The organism is Pseudoxanthomonas sp. Root65, assembly GCF_001427635.1.
In the GTDB taxonomy this organism is placed as follows: Bacteria; Pseudomonadota; Gammaproteobacteria; order Xanthomonadales; family Xanthomonadaceae; genus Pseudoxanthomonas_A.
On sequence record NZ_LMHA01000001.1, the window covers coordinates 2,288,851 to 2,306,979 of the forward strand.

An 18,129-nucleotide genomic window follows, 5' to 3' on the forward strand; every position below is an offset into this window, starting at 1 on the left:
CCAAGGATACGGCCTGAACGCGACCGCCGGGGCGCGGGCGCTACAATAGGCCGCCTTGCAGCGCCCCACGCGCGCCCCCATCTGGTCCGGCATGTATTCCCGCAGCAGCGAACCCGTCCAATTCTCCCGCGACTGCGCCGCCGTGCTGGTGCCGCAGGGCGAACTCGTCACCCTGCCGGCCGGCAGCTATGGCTACATCACCCAGGCACTGGGCGGTAGCTATACGGTCTTCGTCGAAGGCAACCTGATGCGCATCGCCGGCCGCGATGCCGACGCCATCGGCAAGGAACCCTCCGAGCCGCTGTCGCTGCCCGACAATGCCAGCGACGAGGAGGTCGAGGCGCTGGTGTGGAACCAGCTGCGCACCTGCTTCGATCCGGAAATCCCGTTCAACATCGTCGACCTCGGCCTGGTGTACGAAGCCAACCTCACCACCCGCGAGGATGGCCAGCGCGGCGTCGACGTGAAGATGACGCTGACCGCGCCCGGCTGCGGCATGGGCGAGATCCTGGTCGACGACGTGCGCAGCAAGCTGGAGATGATTCCCACCGTGGCCGAGGCCGATGTCGAACTGGTGTTCGACCCGCCGTGGGGCCGCCACATGATGTCCGATGCCGCCAAGCTGGAAACCGGCATGCTCTGAGCCTCCGGCTCGCCACCGCAGAACCCGTCAGGAAGGAAGAGATGAACGTGATGAACGCCGCCCCGTTGACCTACCGCGTGACCCGCAACGAGAAGGCCCGCACGGCCACCGAGCGCGACGCCATCCTCGCCAGCCCCGGGTTCGGCCTGCACTTCACCGACCACATGGTCGCCATCACCTGGGACAAGGCGCAGGGCTGGCACGACGCCGAAGTGCGCGCCTACGGTCCGCTGTCGCTCGACCCGGCCGCGTCGGTGCTGCATTACGGCCAGGAGATCTTCGAGGGCATCAAGGCCTACCGCCACGCCGACGGATCCATCTGGACCTTCCGTCCCGACGCCAACGGCAAGCGCCTGCAGCGCTCGGCCGCGCGCCTGGCGCTGCCGCAGCTGCCGGTCAACGAGTTCGTCGAATCGCTGCGCCAGCTGGTCGCCATCGACGGCGACTGGGTGCCGTCGGCGCCGGAGACCAGCCTGTACTTCCGTCCCTTCATGATCGCCACCGAGGCCTTCCTCGGCGTGCGTGCCGCGCAGCAGGCCGGCTACTACGTCATTGCCAGCCCGGCCGGCGCGTATTTCGCCAAGGGCGTGGCGCCGGTCGCCATCTGGCTGTCCGAGGACTATGCGCGCGCCGCCAAGGGCGGCACCGGCGCGGCCAAGTGCGGTGGCAACTACGCCGCGTCGCTGCTGCCGCAGCAGGAAGCGCAGGCCCAGGGCTGCTCGCAGGTGCTGTTCCTCGACCCGGTGGAAGGCAAGTACCTGGAAGAGCTGGGCGGCATGAACGTGTTCCTCGTCTACAAGGACGGCCACATCGTCACGCCGGAACTGTCGGGCAGCATCCTGGAAGGCATCACCCGAGACAGCATCATCCAGATCGCACGCGACCGCGGCCACGCCGTGGAAGAGCGCAAGGTGTCCATCGACGAATGGAAGCAGGGCGTCGCCGCTGGCGACATCGTCGAAGTGTTCGCCTGCGGCACCGCTGCCGTCATCACCCCGATCGGCCAGCTCAAGGGCAAGGGCTTTGAAGTGGGTGACCTCAACGCGCCCGCCGGTGAAGTGACCATGGGCATCCGCAAGGAGCTCACCGACATCCAGTACGGTCGCCTGCCGGACCGCCACGGCTGGCTGGTGAAGCTGCGCGACTGAGGCGTGTTGCATCGCTAACAACAAGCCCGCTGAAAAGCGGGCTTTTTTTATGTCTTCGAGTTGCGCAAACACGAATAAAAAATTCGCAGCTGACCCCCGTTATCCACGTAAATGAATCTACGTGCGCATGTCCACCGGTGACCAACACTACATGCGTGTATTCCAACGATTACGTTCGCAACAGGTCAATCAAAGTGTGTCTTTCATCGCTGATTCATGTGCGTGCACTCCGTTAGCGTCGTCGTTGCGCCGTGCAACGCACGGCGTGCATCCGGTCGAACGCAACAGCCCGTCCACCCCCTCCCGTAGCAGCCCTGCGCCCTCGACCGGGTTATTGCCGCATTGGCGGCCTTTCATTTCTTTTTGAGGGAGAGTCTGATGTCTGGAATTGCAAAGCGTGGTTCGCGTGTACGCCTGCTGTGCCTGTCGTCCGCCGTGCTGGCATCGCTGTACGCGTTGCCGGCGATGGCCGGTCGCGTGGACATGAGCGGCCTGCAGGTCGAAGAACCGGGCGGCTACGACCGCTTCATCGTCAAGTACCGCGACGGCAGCACGGAGAGTGCCGATGCGACGCAATTGCAGCGCTCGCTGAGCTCGGCGGCCGCCACCGGCGTCGCCAAGCGCGGCGGCCGCGCGCTGGGCCTGCAGAAGCTGCGCCGCCTGGCGGCGGGTGGGGCGGACGTGGTGCGTGCCGACCGGAAGCTGGACCGCGTGGAAGCCGAATCGCTGATGCGCCAGCTGGCGGCCGATCCGAACGTCGAATACGTGGAAGTCGATCAGCGCATGTATCCGGTGCTGACGCCCAACGACACGCGCCTGTCCGAGCAGTGGGGCTTCGGCACCACGGCGTCGGGCATCAACGTGCGTCCGGCCTGGGACAAGTCCACCGGCGCGGGCGTGGTGGTGGCGGTCATCGACACCGGCATCACCAATCATGCCGACCTCAACGCCAACATCCTGCCGGGCTACGACTTCATCAGCGACACCTTCGTCTCGCGCGACGGCAACGGTCGCGATTCCAACCCGAACGACGAAGGCGACTGGAACCCGGTGGCGAACGAGTGCTACAGCGGCTCGCCGGTCAGCAACTCCAGCTGGCACGGCACCCACGTGGCCGGCACGGTCGCGGCGGTGACCAACAACGCCACCGGCGTGGCCGGTACCGCGTTCGGCGCCAAGGTGGTGCCGGTGCGCGTGCTGGGGCGCTGCGGCGGCCTGACCTCGGACATCGCCGATGCCATCACCTGGGCCTCGGGCGGTACCGTCAGCGGCGTGCCCGCCAATGCCAATCCGGCCGAAGTGATCAACATGTCGCTGGGTGGCGGCGGCAGCTGCTCCACCACCTACCAGAATGCGATCAACGGTGCGGTCGGTCGCGGCACCACCGTGGTGGTGGCGGCCGGCAACAGCAACACCAACGTGTCCACCGCGGTGCCGGCGAACTGCCCGAACGTGGTGGCGGTGGCGGCGACGACGTCGGCCGGTTCGCGTGCCAGCTTCTCCAACTACGGCACCGGCATCGACATCTCCGCGCCGGGCGCGAGCATCCTGTCCACGCTCAACACGGGCACCACCACGCCGGGCAGCGCCAGCTACGCGTCGTACAACGGCACCTCGATGGCGGCCCCGCACGTGGCCGGCGTGGTGGCGCTGATGCAGGCGGCCGCGCCTTCGCCGCTGACCCCGGCGCAGGTGGAGAGCATCCTGAAGAGCACCGCGCGTGCGTTGCCGGGCACGTGCTCGGGCGGCTGCGGCGCGGGCATCGCCAATGCCGACGGTGCGGTGGTGGCGGCGCAGGGCGGCACGCCCCCGGGCGGCGGCACGCAGACCTACACCAACGGCACCGATGTCAGCATTCCCGACAACAACACCACCGGCGTGACCAGCACCATCGCCGTGTCGGGCCGCACCGGCAACGCGCCGAGCAATGCGCAGGTGGCGGTGAACATCGTGCACACCTACATCGGCGACCTGATCGTCGACCTGCTGGCGCCGGACGGCTCGGTGTACGTGCTGCACAACCGCACCGGCGGCAGTGCCGACAACATCAACCAGACCTACACGGTCAACCTGTCCAGCGAGGCCCTCAACGGCAGCTGGCGCCTGCGCGTGCGGGACCGTGCCGGTCAGGACACCGGCTACATCAACAGCTGGAGCGTCACCTTCTGAGCACCCCCTGAGGGGAACGCGCAGGATGCGCATGGCGAATCCCCGGCTCCGCGCCGGGGATTCGACGTTTCCGGGTCACGCGCGCGCCGCCCGACGGATGGAGGCCCCCGGCGAGGCGCAGCGCCGGCATTTGCTTATACTCGGCACGCATGGACCTCTGGCTGGACATCGTGGCTGCTGACGGGACCGCACTGCCGCCGGGCAGTGCGCTGAAGGTCGAAGTGCGCGACGGCTCCTGGGCGGATGGTCCGGCCCGTGTCCTGCATCGCATGGAAACCCGCACGCCAGCCGACGCAGCGCTGTTCCGCGTCGAGCTGCGCCTGGATGCGCTGGCATCCGGCGCCATCGTCTGGGTGCACCTGGATGCGGATGGCGACGGCAAGGTCTCCGTCGGCGACTACATCACGACGCAATCGTATCCATTGGCATCGCACGCGGCCGCGCGGATGCGCGTGGAACTGCGTCGGGTAGGCTGAGCGCCCGCCCCGCCAGCCAGTCGGCGATCGCCGAGGCAATCGGCAGCTCGGTGCGGTCCTCGATGAACAGGAACTCGCCCGCGGTGTTCACCTCGAAGAAGTAGTACTCGTCATCCGGCGTGCGTCGCAGGTCGATCGCTCCGTAGACCAGGCCAAGCCGTTCCATCAGCGCCAGCACGCGGTCGTGCACGTCTGCGGGCAGGACCTCGGCGGTGATCGTGGCTTCGCCCACGTTGCGACGGAAATCGATCGAGCCGGCGCGCGGCGTCCATGCGATGGCGGCCGGAAAGAGCCTGCCATCGACCACGGTGACGCGAAGGTCGGCGCGGGCGGGCACGTACTCCTGGAAGATCACCGGTGCGACCTGCACGGTGTCCAGTTGTGCGTGGTCCGCTTCCCGCAGCATGCGCGTCTCGCGCCAGATGGCATGGGTGCACGAGAAGGTCTTGTAGATGACGTCCCGGGGCGCGAGGTCGCGGATGAAGCCGCGCGCCTCGTCGGGGTCGGAGGTGATCAGCGTGCGCGGCGTGCGCAGCCCGACTTCCGCCGCCACCCGCAACTGGCGGGCCTTGCGCGACGCGGCGTCGTCGCGGGTCGGCTCGTTCATCCAGCGTGCGTCCTGTAGCAGCTGCCAGAGGCCGTTCAGCGCCTCGTTCCACTCGTTGGCGGTGAACATGTGGGTCTGCGGATCGGTCACCTCCGACAGGTCCGGTGCCTGCGGGCGCCGCCACCAGACCGCGCTCGCCTCGTGCAGCGGATGGACCGTGCCATCGGCCTGGCGATAGCGGATCTGCGGACGCGGCCCATGCCGGTAGTCCACCGTCAGGGTCGCATGGCGGGGCAGCTGGGCCAGGTCCAGCAACAGGACCGGCTCACCGCGTTCTTCCAGGCAACGGATCACGCGCATGGCGTGTGCATCGTCCGGATGGGAGATCACCACGATCATCACGGGCTCCTCAGCCGGCCGCGCCGTCGTCCTGCCGCAGCATCTGCTCCAGCAGTGCGCGGGTCTGGTCGTACTGGGCCTGCAGCGAGCCGCGGGCGGCATCCAGCCGCGCCAGTTCTTCCGCCAGCTGATGCAGTTCGTTGTCCAGCTCGGCCGCCGTACCCGCGACGCTGGCGGCCGTGGCCTCGTGGGGCGTGGCCACCGCGAACGGCGTGCTGCCGGCGAGTGCGGGATTGATCTGCGGATTGATCTGCGGGTTCACCTGGATGGGCGGCCGTCCGGGCGTGAACACGTTCTCGGCCAGGGTCGGGCCGGGGTCGAACACGCCTTCCTTGACCGTGTCGCGGATCTGTTCTTTCAGCGTGTCGGTGATCAGTTCCTTGCGCGTGTCCAGCCGGATGTCCTTGATCTGCTCCTTGCGCGTATCGAAGATCTGTTCCTTGCGGGTATCGGCGATGTTGTCCTTGATCGATTCCTTGATGGTCACGGCGGGGCAGCGCGAATTGACCGCCGCGATATCGCCGGCCGACAGCGCCGCGCGCTGGCCGATCACCGTGCCGGGCGGCACCGTGACGATCGGCGTGATGGTGTTGCTGCCGTCCACGCTGAACGCGTTCAGCGGGTAGTGCATGATCGAGCCGTAGTCGTAGGGCCCGATGTCGTCGCCGTCGGTGATGTGCTGGTTGAAGTTGTGCTCGAAGCCGGACTGGATCTTCTCCCAGTTGATGCGGACGAACATATCGCGGTCCTCGCGGCTCTGTTCGTGCCACAGCCCGACCACATGGCCGATCTCGTGGATCGTGTTGCCCAGCGTGCAGCCCGCCGCGAGGTTGACGAACTGCTGGCCGCCGCGCCGCCCGACCTGCGCGGAGCAGCCCGAGCCGGTGCGGAAGGTGACGAAGTCGGCTTCGGTCGTCCGCGGCACGAAGCGGAAGCGCGTGTTGGCCTCCCAGTGCGCGATCGCGTCGGTCACCCGCTGCTGGTTGGGCAGCGCTGCGTCGATCGTGAAGGGCACGCGGCAGTTGGGCCACTGGAACTGCGCGCCGGAGATCATCACCGCATGCACGACGCCCGACGCGCTTTCCTCGCGCAGCATGTCCGACATGCGCTCCACTTCCTCCACCGTGCCCAGCACGATATCGCCTTCGAACATCGCCATGCCATCGACCTCGACGTACTGCACGGGCCTGACGCCGAAGGTGTCGCCGCGGATCAGCGCGGTGCGCACCGGTCCCGCGCCCCTGAACTCACCCGACCTGCCGCTGCCACCATCGTTCGATCCGCCGCCTGCGGCGCGCGATGGGGGATTCTTCTTGGTTGCCATGTGCGGATCTCCTGTTGGATGAACGGACTTCCTCGCGAGGGTGCGAGCGTGCCGGCGGATGCACCCCGTGGGCGATCACGCCGCGACTGCAGCAGAGGAGAGGGCCGGTGACATGCGGGAAGCGCCTTGCGCAGGAAGGGCTTCGGGCATCGCGATCGCGCGTCGATCGCGGGCGTGCGGTCGTGTTCTGCTCTGCTTCACTCTTCAACAACGCGCGCGTCCCAGTGCATGGGCCAGCGAGGGCATACCGCTCGTCAGCACACGCGACGGAATCGACTACATTCATTTACATGGCTTCGCGCATGCGTCATGCGCCGTCAGATCTCGGCGCAGTTGTCACATTCTTGGGGTGCGCTCGACGCGATGTCGCGAGGGTGTGTGGACAAGCTTCGACCTTGTCCTTGCGTTACTTAGCGCACCTTGCGCACGGCCATGTGCATATCACATTGCCATCGTCCTGATCGTTGCCAGAAAACCAAGCATCGCCCTGCAGCTACATGCATTTCCTCCGCGCGAGGTGTACGAACGTGGCGATCACCGCTCCGATGCCTGCGTAACGCAGGCAGCGACAAGAAAGGGGCGATGTCTGAAAGGAGAACCCGATATGTCGATCAGTAGCCCGGCAGCGCTCATGAGTTTGGTGTTTGCGCTGTCGCTCGCAGCCTGCGCCTCTGTGCCAAGCGAAGCTCAGAGCGGTGCGAGCTCTCCGCAACACGGGCAGGTTGCAAACTCGTACACCGTGACAGGCAATCTTCAAGCATCTGTCTACACAGAAGAGCTTGCGATGGGCGCTGATTGCAGCGCTGGTACAATCACCGATGAGCCATTGGAAGACATGGCCTGCACCGGCAAGCTGCCAGAACACTTTGCCTCCTTCATTCGCAACATTCCGGACCAGCACCCGCTCTTGGTGGAGTCCGAGCGGGAAAGACTCTCCGGATCAAGACATAGTTTCAGATTCGTCAAGGGTATGGGTCAGCGTCACGACATCCTCGCGGTCCTCGATTCCTACAGTCCATTCTGGATCCGGTCCCTCGAGGGTCCTGACCCGGACGTCACCGTGTACATGGTGTATGGCCCCGAGTGTGAAGAGTTACCCATCAGGAGCTCGGCGAGGGAGCGTCAGTGTCGTCCTGCAGGCATGTACCGACGCAAGTTCACGCTCTATCGGGTGGAGAAGGATCAGGTGCCCCGGGATGTGACGTCCGAAGCATCGCCGCCGCCACCGCGCATGGATGCCCAAGAGCAGGTTCGCTATGGAGCGTACATTCGAGAGAGCGGTGACGCCGTCGATAGCGACATCCACATGGACGTCAGCAGACTGGCCTATGTTCCGGTCCTGCGCTGGGTGTTACGCCCTGTGCAGGAGGGCGACTATCAGCCGCCCGACATGCCGTCATCGGATCCGCGCGCCTTTGAGGACTACTACTGGGGCAAGAGAAACGTAGCCCACTTTGGCTTCCTGGTTTGGAATGGAAGGCGCATGGAACTGCGCGAGACGATCTCCCCGGCGCTCTGGCCCTGTCGTATCGCTGGACCGGTCTCGTCCGCGTGTGATGCCGGATACGACAGTCGCGCGGATCGCTATCTCATCCCTATGTCTACCCAACGGCCAGGAGGGCCAAATGACGAATCCTCATCCGATCAATGAGACCGACATCGACATTCGTGCAGCTGCGGACAGGGTGATCGAGCACCTCCAGCAAGGCCGGGGCGCTGAGGCCCTTCGTATGCTTGAACAGGAGCGCGCAGGTGAGAGGCTGGTCGTGCAGGAAGCCCTGGATCGTTACGTTGCGGGAGGGGCAAGCGTGGAGCTGGATCGGATGGGTGGACAACAGGCGCCAGAGATGGCTTACGTGCTTGAGCGCCTGCAGCAGTCGACTCGCCCACCTCGGATGCCCGAGTACAACGGTAGGGACGCGACCGCACCGAATGAGCTGGTTGGCCTGACGCAGGATCAGAGATTCGACGTTTACGCAAGCATGGTGGAGGTGCGTGGCAATCGTGATGCTTTCGACGCGTTGAGAAATGGGGACAGCGTGATCCTTGGGCTACGAAAGGAGACATCCACAGTAGCGGCCATGGACGACCCACGAATTCCCGGAGCCCATGAGCGAGAGTTGCGTCGGGGCACCGGCGTGTATGACGACCACATCGTGGTGCTACGGAAAGATATGGACGGAAACCGGCACTGGTTCATTGCCGATCGCGCGAACACTGAGCCAACAGCGCAGTACGATGCGCATGCGCGCCCTGCGCCTGGTCGAGAGGACACGGTCTACGCAAACGTCCAATGGCGTCGGCCGCAGGGAGAGCGAGCGAATAATGACGCGATTCCGGACCTCGGGCGCATGGCGGAAGGCTCCTTCGAAATGCTGAGAAGCACGCATCCTGCCAGGGGTAATGCCAATGACTTCTCGTTGAGGCCAACCCCCGAGCAGTCCAGCGCGCCCCGGAATGCTGATCTCGTACAGCGAGATACGAATGGTGACGGGTGGTTCACCCAGGATGACATCGACGGCATTCGACGGTTGAACAACTCTTTCAAGATCCATGCCGGATCGCCGCACAACACAGACTCGGCGGGTTGCCAGACGATACATCCAGGGGAGTACCCAGAGTTCATTTCCGCGGTCTTAGGAAATCCCCAGCAGACCCGTTGGCAGTACGTACTGACTTCCACGGACGGCGGGTTGCTCCACGCTGTGGGCCGGGAAGATGGACAAAGGATCGAGCAACCTCAACCTGCAGCGGATGGGCTGCAGGAAACGCGGGCCGATGATCATGCTGTCGGACACCGAGCCGACGCCGGTGCTCTGCCCCATTCTGTTGCTGACCGCTACCTCGCCGCTGTCATGTCCGGCGACAGCGCCGCGGCGGATCGTGCGGCGACCGAGTTCGCGCGTTCGGCGGAAGGTCGGGAGATGGAGGCGCAGGGTGAGCGGTGGCTCGCGCAGCACCAGGCTTCCGAACATGCTACGTCTCAGGACCGCCAGATGGTGCGCTAGAAGCGCGTCTGAGTGCCCCATTCACACGGATGTCGAGAACAAGGGAGTCGCCATGGAAGACGCCAATGCAGTGTCTACGAACGTCACGTCAGCCGACGCCATCAAGGCGCTGATGGTGTTGCGGGCGGAGATGGTCCAGCGGGAGGCGCGCATGAGTGCGGCCATCAACGAGCAGGTGCAATCGCTTCGGCAGGAGGTTGGCCAGTTCCGTCGCGATGTCGGCGGCATCGTGGACAGCGCCAGCGCGCGCATCGCCCATGAGGCGCACGATGCGGTGTCGCCGGTCACGGCCGAGTATGGCGCGGCGGTGGCGGGTGCATCCGCGCAGATCAGGTGTGCTGGTCGCATGGTCTGGATGTGGCTGATTTCCGCTGGCACGGTGCTCGTGCTGGTGGTGTTCGCGGCCTGGGCGGTTCTGGGCTACTACCGGCGCGAACTGGCCAGCACGAAGGAAGAGCTCCAGCGCTACGAGGACGCCGTGCCGGTCGTGCAGGCGTTCTACGCCTCCGACGCGGTGATCTGCGGAGGTGTCATCTGCGTCCACGCCGATCCTGCCGGGGCTCGCGTCGGCGAGAAGGGCCAGTATCGCGCGGCCAAGCCGAGGCCCTAGCGTGCGGGAGATTGCGTGCTACGGGCGACTGATTCTGGACCGAAACCTGTCCGGGTCAGTATCCGGCCGAGCGTAAAACGGAGCGTCAGCCCGAACCACCCGCGGATTCGCGCGCTACCGGTGCCCGAAGCAACCATCGACTCAGCTCACCCCGCGTCACCGGCCTGGAGAAGTAATAGCCCTGGCCGATGTCGCAGCCGAGCATGCGCAGCTGCGCCATGGTCTCGGCGTCCTCGACACCTTCTGCGACGACGCGCATGCCGAGACTGCGGGCGAGGGTGATGCTGGTGGCGACGATCGGGAGCTTGGCGTGCTTCATATCGTTCACGAAGGAGCGGTCGATCTTGATCTCGGTGATCGGGAAGCGGGCAATGCGCACCAGGGAGGAATGCCCGGTGCCGAAATCATCGATGGAAAACGCCACGCCCGCGGCGCTCAAGGCGGCGACCACCCGATCGGGGAGCGCGCCCTCGCCCAAGGCGGCGGTCTCGGTGATTTCCAGTGTCAGCAGATGGCCCGGCAGCCGGTGCTGGAGCAGCGCATTGGCGACGCGTTCGGGCAGATCGATCTCGCCGAGATTCGCGGCGGCGAGATTGATGGATACCCCGATGTCGTGACCCGATGCGCGCCACCCTGCAAGATCGTCGAGCGCGCGATCCAGCACGAAGTCGGTGATCGCCCGAATGAGATCGGTGCGCTCGACCGCGGGCAGGAACTCGTCTGGACGCCGCGCGTCCCACCGCAGCAGCGCTTCGACGCCATGCACCGCGCCTGTCCGGAGGTCGACCAATGGTTGATAGTGCAGCTGGAGATCGCCGGCGGCGAGCGCATGACGGACGTCGTTGACGAGTTCCCGCTCCCGTGCGGCGGAGCGCGTGGTGCGCAGGACCTTCAGCAATGCCCGCCAGATCCGGTGCATGGCCGCCGCCAGGCCCATCGCCACCAGCAGCACCGACACGGCGGGAACGGCGATCCATTCGTTCGCCGCCAGCAAACCGATGCCGAGCAGCACCCCCAGCACGACGGCCGCATGGATGCGTATCTCGGCGCCGGTGAAGCGGGTGCTGCGATCGCGCGGTGCCTGCCACGCCGCCGCGGCGGCCAGCACGGGTCCGAGCGGATAGAGCGCGTTGGACGCGATCATGCCCGGCACCGGACCGGTGGCGGCGGCTTCCAACGTCCAGGCGGTGTCGGCGACGCCCAGCGTGAGGATCGCGGCGGCGAGCAGCATCCAGGCGACACTGACCTGCCTGCCGGCGAGCGCGAACGCCACCACCGCGATGGCGGCGAGGATGCTGTCGCCGACCTGATAGGCGACCACGATGAGGCGGCCGAGTTCACCGAGGCTTTCGGTCGCCAGCAGCGGTGGAAGCGCCAGCGCGGTCACCAGGCCCGCGGTCACCAGGGTGATGGTCAGGATGTCCGTGAGCAGCGCCGTGCCCAGTCCACTCAATTGGCGCCCGAGCTGGAACAGCGCCGCCATCGCGAACGGATACAGCGACATCCAGAACATGTCGATGGGGCCCGGTGATATCCAGGGATTTCCCAATGCCTCGCCACCCAGATGCAGCACCCAACCCAGCGTCCACGGAGTGAACCCCAACGCGAGCAGCGCCCATGCCGAACGTTCCTCGCGGATCCGGGCCGCACGCAGGTAGAGCATGGCGGTGGCAGCGATCATCACCGCAACGTAGATCCCGTGCGTGAACCAGTGCGCGTCGATGCCCGCCGCCAATCCTGCCCAGTACCCGAGCAGCATGGCAGCGAATCCCACGTGTACCGCGCGTCGCGTCGTCATCTCCACCCGCTCCAGTAAAGGTGCGGAAGAGGAAGCCCAGGCTGCTCGCGCTATCGGCTTCCCCGTTCGTCCGGAGTCGGTTCGCGTTATCCCCGCACGCATGCCGCGATGCGGAGATCTCCGGTGTCTGCATGGACGCCGGTGGCGTCCGGAAACAGGCGAAGTCGCTGCGCTCTGTTTCCGTCGCGATCATCCTCCCGCCGAACGGGGCTGTCACGCGCGATGCGCTTGTCATGCAGCGGCGGCATCGCAAGCCGGGATCAGGGTAGGGTTTGCGCCGCAGAATACGTGTCAGCGTCTATTGTGTGATGTGACAGTGGGGGTCGGGAAAGAGGAGTGAAAGAGCGGGTAGAGACCATGCCCGTAGCGTTTTTTGCTGTGTCGCGGCGCGGACCGCAGGGATCACTGGCCGTGTCGATCCGGCGCGCGCGCCTTCGTCGGTTAGGCAAGGCAGGCCAGGCGTGCCCACGTGGCGATGCGGCTGCCTCATTCCATCGTGAGGAGAACTGTAATGGCGACGAACGAAAAGATGAAAGGTCCGGCTTCCTACTTCCCCTCGATAGAGAAGCGGTACGGCAGGCCCGTCGAGCACTGGTTCAAGATCCTGGAGGCCGTCAGCGACCGCAAGCACATGGAGCAGGTGGCGTTGTTGAAGACGGAGCACAAGATGGGCCACGGACACGCGAATGCGCTGGTGGCTTATCACAGGACGAAGCACGGGGGTTAGGAGGCGACGCTCGTCCATGTGCCGTGGCGTTCGCGGCAGGGGCATAGGTTGGAGTGAGCTTGTGAACCCCAACGCGCGCTGAAGGTGATGGATCCTTGAGCTCTCGGCGTGCGCGGTTGGCTTACCTCGTGGACGCTTCCGTGCAGAGGACGGAGACGGTGTTGCGCTTCGCTGCGCTCACCCCAACCTATGACCTATGCTCTGTCGGTGCCGTGCGTCACGGGCACATGCTTTGTCGGTTCCGCCGCGCTGGTCGCGCGGATCCGCTTGGGAGGAGGTATTCTGGCGCCCGTTCCCGGACCCCCTGCTCGCCTTTGTCCTGGCCGCCACGCGGTCCGGCTTGATTCAGGTGTTCGGCCATAGCAGACAAGTAGACAAGCATTGAAAGCAAACGATCTCCAGATGAAAACGGACTGGCGCTTTGAAGAGAGCGAGCAGCGGCGTCACTATGTCATCGAGCCATGGCTCGATGGACGCCGGGTAGGTCGTGCCCATGGCTGGTTCGAGCCCGGCGAGAGCTTCGTGCTGGAGAAGATCGAGATCGATTCGAGACAGCGCTCGCGTGGCTATGGCAGTACGGTGATCGAGCAGCTGCGACAGAAAGCGCGTGAGAAGGCGTGCCGCGAGCTGGTGATCAACAATGTGCGTTCCAGCAACCACCGGGCTATTGCGCTGTATGAGGCCATGGGCGCAAAGGCTGTCCCACTGTCGGCAAGCCTCTGCGCGTTCGTCATCACGCCGCCGTAGGCCTGATCCTTCGAAACAGAGGACAGAGTGCGTTTTCCGATGAGGTCTTGAGGGTCGGAGAACGATTCCCTCCCTCGTGAAAGCACAAGGCCCGCATCAGCGGGCCTTGTTGTTGCTGCAGCATCCATCCGCCTGTCGGCCTCAAATCGCCTCGAACCGGTTCGCCGCCACATTCTTCCGCACTTTCGCCGGATCCCAGATCCGTCCGTTCATGGCGATGTACACGCCCGTCGGCAGCGACTGCACGGCGCCGATCGCGCAGCCGATGTTGAACTCCGCGTCCGAGCCGCGGAAGCGGGCGGGGCTGAGGGCGCCGGTCATGACGATGGTCTTGTCGGTGATCGAGGCCAGCACATGGCCGGTCTGCACCATGCTGTCGGTGCCATGCGTCACCAGCACGTGCCGGGTCGGCTGCGCCGCGATGGTGGCGCGGATCAGCTCGCGGTCCTCGTCGGTGATATGCAGCGAGTCCTTGCGCAGGATCGGGATGACCGTGAAACGGAACGTCACCCCCAGCTCGCGCAGGATCATGCCGATCTGCGGGTCGCCGATCTGGTAGTCGGACTTGTCGTCGAAGTAGATCTTGTCGATCGTGCCACCGGTGGTGACGATCAGCAGCTCGTCCATCTCAAGGCTCCTGCCGGCGCTCACGGCGCGCCTGGCGTTGTATCCGGGGGTGTCAGGCGGTACGCCTCGCCGTAGTGCCGGCAGATCATGTCTTCCAGTCCCGGCGAAGGCGGTGCGACCACCACGCGATTATCGCCGCTTTCCCGCAGGAACGTGCATTGCGCGTCGCCGCGACCGTCTTCGTCGTAGGTGGCGCCACTGCCGTCCACCTGTGCCCGCAGGTGCCTGTTGCCGTCGTCGAGCGGCAGCGAATGGACGGCATCCAGCTTCCACATCAGGTAGTTCCAACTGCAGCAACTGCTGCGCCCGGCCTGCACCAGCCACCCGTCGATGAACTGCAGCTCGTAGTAGCCGCCGCTGAAGAAGTGCTGCAGCGTCCGCGTGGCCGGGTCGATCCGGTAGATATCGCCCTCGCAGTTCGGCCCCGCACCGCACGCGCCGCGGATCTCGACCTCATGCAGGCCGTCCCCGTCCACATCCACCAGCCCGGCGTTGCCCATCGGGGTGTAGGCCGTTTCCTGATCGACCTCCAGGCGGTCGCAGCTATGCCCGGCATCGCACGTGAGCTCGGCGATGTGGCGACGCAGCCCGGGCGAAGGACATTCGGTCCGCACGGTCAGCACGCTGCCATCGCGGTTCTCCACACGCGCCGGTTCGACGGGTTCGCACACCGCGTCCTGCGCCCCCGCGCACGGCGCCAAGGCGCAGAAGAACAGCGCGACGGCAAAGCGCCTCATCCCTTCCTGCCGAACCGCTTGGCGAACGCCGGCCAGCTGGTCGCCAGCACGATGCCGATGGACAGCACGATGCCCACCCAAGCGAACTTCGCCTTCACCGGGTCGGCCCACGCCACCATCACTGCGTGAGAGAACCAGAACAGCGCGAACACGCCGGCCCAGAACGCCGCCGTACGCCGGCGCGCCATCACCCCGATCATCAACAGGATCGGCGGCAGTGCGAACACCAGCAACGCCAGCGTGTACTGGCGGTCGCCCCAGAACCATACGGCATACAGGATGGCCAGCAGTTGCAGCAGGCCGGCGAGCAGCAGGCGCGAGCGGTCCATCAGTTCACCCCCAGGCGACGGGCGATATCCGCCACGCGGCGGCCGAGCGCGCGGGCGAGTGCGGCTTCCTCCTCGCTGGGCTGCGGGTCGTCGTCGCCACCGGCCACATGGCTGGCGCCATACGGCGTGCCGCCGGTGCGCGTGCTGCTGAGCTGCGGCTCGGTGAAGGGAATGCCGACGATCACGCAGCCGTGGTGCAGCAGCGGTACCTGCATCGACAGCAGCGTGGATTCCTGCCCGCCGTGCTGGGTGGCGGTGGAGGTGAACACCGCCGCCGGCTTGCCGACCAGCGTGCCGCTGGCCCATTCGGCGCCCAGGCCGTCGATGAAGTGCTTGACCGGCGCGGCCATGTTGCCGAAGCGGGTGGGGCTGCCCAGGATCAGGCCGGCGCAGTCGGCCAGGTCCTGCCTGTCCACGTAAGGCGCGCCGTCTTCGGGCACGGGCGGTGCGGCCTGCTGGGTCACCGCCGCCACCGGCGGCACGCTGCGCAGCCGTGCGGACATGCCGTCCACTTCGCCCACGCCACGCGCGATCTGCCGCGCCAGCCGCGCCACGGAGCCGCCGCGGCTGTAGTAGAGCACCAGGATCTCGGGCATCGGACCGTCTTCATCACCGGGGAAGTGCCTAGTATCGGCGATGTCGCCTCCATGACGCATCGGTTACCCTTCCGCCCATGGAGCCTCTGGACTCGTTGAACCGCTGGACCGAACGCATGCGCGACCGCGCACGCATGGGCACGTTCTTCCGCTTCCTGGCCAAGCGCTTCCTCGACGACCGCCTGTTCCAGGCCGCCGGTTCGCTGGCCTACACCACCCTGTTCGCACTGGTGCCGCTGGCGATGGTGGTGTTCGGCGTGCTGTCGGCGTTCCCGGTGTTCCAGGAATGGAGCGCGCAGCTACGCGACTACATCTTCGCCAACTTCCTGCCGGGCGCGGCGGTCAGCCTGAAGGAGAAGCTGGACGGCTTCCTGGCCAACACCGGCAAGCTGACCGCGGTGGGTGTGATCGCGCTGGTGGCGTCGCTGCTGATCACGCTCAACAGCATCGAGGCCACCTTCAACCGCATCTGGAGGGTGCGCAGTGCGCGGCCGAAGCTGTCCCGCTTCCTGGTGTACTGGACCGTGCTGACGCTGGGCGCGCTGATGGCGGCGGCCTCGCTGGCGCTGTCCGCGCGCTTCTATGCCTTGCCGGTGTTCGCCACCGACGGTGGCCGCTGGTTGCAGACGCTGTCGCTGAGTGTGGCGCCGGTGCTGATCGAACTGGCGGCCATCGTGGTGATCTACCGCGTGGTGCCGCACCGGACCATCAAGTGGCGCTACGCCGTGGCCGGCGCGTTGCTGGCGACGGTGCTGCTGGAACTGTCCAAGTGGGGCCTGGGCGCCTATCTCGGCAGCTTCAACACCTACCAGAAGATCTATGGCGCTGTGGCGGCGGCGCCCATCCTGCTGCTGTGGATCTTCCTGTGTTGGGTGGCGGTGCTGCTGGGTGCGTCGCTGGCCTCGGGCATGGCCGCGTTCCGCTACCAGCCGGTGGCGCTGCGACTGCCGATCGGCTACGAGCTGTACGGCCTGCTGCGCATGCTGGGGCGCTTTGCGCAGGCGCGGGAGAAAGGCAAGGGGCTGCACAGCGACCAGATCCTGGCGATGGAGCCGATGCTGACCGATTCGCTGATCCAGCAGATGCTGGGCCAGCTGTCCGAGATCAACCTGCTGCGCCGCGACGAGGAAGGCGAGTGGCTGCTGGCGCGCGACCTGGACGACCTGACGCTGTGCGACCTGTACGAAGCCTGCCAGCTGCGCATTCCCGTGGCCGAAGCGCACCTGCCGTTCCACGACGACGCCCTGGGTCGCGCTGCACGCGTCGCAGTGGACGACCTGCGCATGCCCTTGCGCGAACTGCTGAAGAAACGCGTCAGCGACCTGTTCACCGAATCCCACCAGGAGCCTGCATGAAGTCCGTTTCCTCCCTGACACTGGCAGCGGTGTTGCTGCTGGCCGCGTGCAATGCAGGTTCGGCGCCCGCCGACGTGGCGGAGCCGGCGATCGAGGCGCATGTGCAGACCGTGGACCCCGATGAGGAGAAGCCTGCCGACCGCACGGCGGAGGTGCCTGTATTGCAGGTCAAGACGCTCGATGGCGCCGACTACACGCTGGCCGCACGGCGCGGCAAGTGGGTGGTGGTGAACTTCTGGGCCACCTGGTGCGCGCCGTGCCTGAAGGAGATGCCGGATCTCTCTGCGCTGGACAAGGACAACGAGCACATCGAGGTGATCGGGCTGGCTTATGAAGAGATCGAAGCCGACGACCTGAAGGCCTTTCTGGAAGAACGGCCGGTGGTGTATCCCATCGCGATCCTCGATGTGTACAACCCGCCGGCCGACTTCGCCACGCCGCGCGGGCTGCCGCTCACCTACCTGATTGCGCCGGACGGCAAGGTGGCCAAGCAGTTCCTCGGCCCTGTAACGGGCAAGGAGATCGAGGCCGCCATCGCCGAAGCGGGCGGTCCGAAAGCGAAGGTGTGATGGCGACGGCGCGCTTCCTGGTCAGTGGCAAGGTGCAGGGCGTGTTCTTCCGCGCGTCCACCCGCGAGCGTGCGCTGGACCTGGGGCTGTCGGGTCGTGCGACCAATCTGCCGGATGGCCGCGTGGAAGTGATCGCCGACGGCGATGCCGATGCGCTCGATGCACTGGAGGCCTGGCTGCGGCACGGGCCGCCGTCGGCCCGCGTGGACGACGTGGCGCGCAGCAACTGGGACGGGGCCGTCAACGAAGGTTTCGTGACCGGCTGACGCGATTTTCGTGGCGGGAGAAGAAAGGAAGCGGCCAACCGGCCGCTTCCTCTC

Annotated in this window: 19 protein-coding genes; 12 read left to right on the plus strand and 7 right to left on the minus strand. The window is 66.1% G+C overall.

Translation table 11 applies throughout. The features are described 5' to 3' along the window. Positions 1-91 precede the first annotated feature (91 nt). The 4 genes from sufT (at position 92) to ASD77_RS10230 (ending at position 4,436) form a co-directional block, all read left to right on the plus strand. Positions 92-643: a putative Fe-S cluster assembly protein SufT gene (gene sufT / locus ASD77_RS10215; protein ID WP_055940665.1), complete on the plus strand. Its 552-nt coding sequence runs from the start codon at positions 92-94 to the stop codon at positions 641-643. 50 nt (positions 644-693) lie between these two features. Beyond that, positions 694-1,791: a branched-chain amino acid aminotransferase gene (locus ASD77_RS10220; protein WP_055941260.1), complete on the plus strand. Its 1,098-nt coding sequence runs from the start codon at positions 694-696 to the stop codon at positions 1,789-1,791. Positions 1,792-2,169: 378 nt separating this feature from the next. Further along, entirely contained in the window at positions 2,170-3,960 is a 1,791-nt protein-coding gene (locus ASD77_RS10225) for a S8 family serine peptidase (protein WP_055940668.1), read from the plus strand. A 149-nt stretch (positions 3,961-4,109) separates the two neighbouring features. Next, positions 4,110-4,436, plus strand: a complete 327-nt coding sequence (locus ASD77_RS10230; protein WP_055940670.1) for a YbaY family lipoprotein — start codon at positions 4,110-4,112, stop codon at positions 4,434-4,436. On the opposite strand, the gene ASD77_RS10235 is transcribed toward ASD77_RS10230, so the two are convergent. Then, a complete protein-coding gene (locus ASD77_RS10235; protein ID WP_055940673.1) occupies positions 4,363-5,382 on the minus strand; it encodes an MvdC/MvdD family ATP grasp protein in 1,020 nt (339 codons plus the stop codon). The two genes, ASD77_RS10230 and ASD77_RS10235, sit on opposite strands and share 74 nt — an antisense overlap. Before the next feature lie 10 nt (positions 5,383-5,392). Beyond that, positions 5,393-6,706, minus strand: coding sequence for a M12 family metallopeptidase (locus tag ASD77_RS10240; protein ID WP_055940676.1), 1,314 nt, complete (start codon positions 6,704-6,706; stop codon positions 5,393-5,395). 604 nt (positions 6,707-7,310) lie between these two features. On the opposite strand from ASD77_RS10240, the gene ASD77_RS10245 reads away from it, so the two are divergent. Genes ASD77_RS10245 through ASD77_RS18480 form a run of 3 tightly spaced genes read left to right on the plus strand, consistent with a single transcriptional unit; the run spans position 7,311 to position 10,324 of the window. Continuing rightward, entirely contained in the window at positions 7,311-8,357 is a 1,047-nt protein-coding gene (locus ASD77_RS10245; RefSeq protein ID WP_156383548.1) for a hypothetical protein, read from the plus strand. Beyond that, on the plus strand, positions 8,332-9,714 hold the full coding sequence (locus ASD77_RS10250; RefSeq protein ID WP_055940681.1) for a hypothetical protein: 1,383 nt from the start codon (positions 8,332-8,334) through the stop codon (positions 9,712-9,714). The genes ASD77_RS10245 and ASD77_RS10250 overlap by 26 nt, the downstream gene beginning before the upstream one ends. A gap of 52 nt (positions 9,715-9,766) precedes the next feature. Beyond that, the gene (locus tag ASD77_RS18480; protein ID WP_235578503.1) at positions 9,767-10,324 is read left to right on the plus strand and encodes a hypothetical protein; all 558 of its coding nucleotides are present in this window, start codon (positions 9,767-9,769) and stop codon (positions 10,322-10,324) included. 85 nt (positions 10,325-10,409) lie between these two features. Here the strand turns inward: ASD77_RS18480 and ASD77_RS10260 are convergent, their stop codons facing one another. Further along, positions 10,410-12,122: an EAL domain-containing protein gene (locus ASD77_RS10260; RefSeq protein ID WP_162247621.1), complete on the minus strand. Its 1,713-nt coding sequence runs from the start codon at positions 12,120-12,122 to the stop codon at positions 10,410-10,412. 511 nt (positions 12,123-12,633) lie between these two features. On the opposite strand from ASD77_RS10260, the gene ASD77_RS10265 reads away from it, so the two are divergent. Both ASD77_RS10265 and ASD77_RS10270 read left to right on the plus strand, forming a co-directional pair. Next, positions 12,634-12,849: a DUF4287 domain-containing protein gene (locus ASD77_RS10265; protein WP_055940688.1), complete on the plus strand. Its 216-nt coding sequence runs from the start codon at positions 12,634-12,636 to the stop codon at positions 12,847-12,849. Between the two features lie 402 nt (positions 12,850-13,251). Beyond that, positions 13,252-13,596, plus strand: a complete 345-nt coding sequence (locus ASD77_RS10270; protein ID WP_055940691.1) for a GNAT family N-acetyltransferase — start codon at positions 13,252-13,254, stop codon at positions 13,594-13,596. A gap of 141 nt (positions 13,597-13,737) precedes the next feature. Here the strand turns inward: ASD77_RS10270 and ASD77_RS10275 are convergent, their stop codons facing one another. From ASD77_RS10275 to wrbA, 4 genes are read right to left on the minus strand one after another with little or no spacing between them, the layout of a single operon-like run. Continuing rightward, the gene (locus ASD77_RS10275) at positions 13,738-14,223 is read right to left on the minus strand and encodes an asparaginase domain-containing protein (RefSeq protein WP_055940694.1); all 486 of its coding nucleotides are present in this window, start codon (positions 14,221-14,223) and stop codon (positions 13,738-13,740) included. Between the two features lie 20 nt (positions 14,224-14,243). Then, positions 14,244-14,960 (minus strand): hypothetical protein, encoded by a 717-nt coding sequence (locus ASD77_RS10280; RefSeq protein ID WP_055940696.1) that lies wholly within the window; start codon positions 14,958-14,960, stop codon positions 14,244-14,246. After that, positions 14,957-15,289, minus strand: coding sequence for a DUF2069 domain-containing protein (locus ASD77_RS10285; protein ID WP_055940698.1), 333 nt, complete (start codon positions 15,287-15,289; stop codon positions 14,957-14,959). The genes ASD77_RS10280 and ASD77_RS10285 overlap by 4 nt, the downstream gene beginning before the upstream one ends. After that, positions 15,289-15,885 (minus strand): NAD(P)H:quinone oxidoreductase, encoded by a 597-nt coding sequence (wrbA, locus tag ASD77_RS10290; protein ID WP_055940700.1) that lies wholly within the window; start codon positions 15,883-15,885, stop codon positions 15,289-15,291. The genes ASD77_RS10285 and wrbA overlap by 1 nt, the downstream gene beginning before the upstream one ends. A 77-nt stretch (positions 15,886-15,962) precedes the next feature. On the opposite strand from wrbA, the gene ASD77_RS10295 reads away from it, so the two are divergent. Genes ASD77_RS10295 through ASD77_RS10305 form a run of 3 tightly spaced genes read left to right on the plus strand, consistent with a single transcriptional unit; the run spans position 15,963 to position 18,075 of the window. After that, positions 15,963-17,240 (plus strand): YihY family inner membrane protein, encoded by a 1,278-nt coding sequence (locus ASD77_RS10295; protein WP_055940703.1) that lies wholly within the window; start codon positions 15,963-15,965, stop codon positions 17,238-17,240. Next, positions 17,237-17,809, plus strand: a complete 573-nt coding sequence (locus tag ASD77_RS10300) for a TlpA disulfide reductase family protein (protein WP_055940706.1) — start codon at positions 17,237-17,239, stop codon at positions 17,807-17,809. Before ASD77_RS10295 ends, ASD77_RS10300 begins: the two co-directional genes overlap by 4 nt. Then, the gene (locus ASD77_RS10305) at positions 17,809-18,075 is read left to right on the plus strand and encodes an acylphosphatase (RefSeq protein WP_055940709.1); all 267 of its coding nucleotides are present in this window, start codon (positions 17,809-17,811) and stop codon (positions 18,073-18,075) included. Before ASD77_RS10300 ends, ASD77_RS10305 begins: the two co-directional genes overlap by 1 nt. The last annotated feature ends 54 nt before the right edge of the window (positions 18,076-18,129 follow it).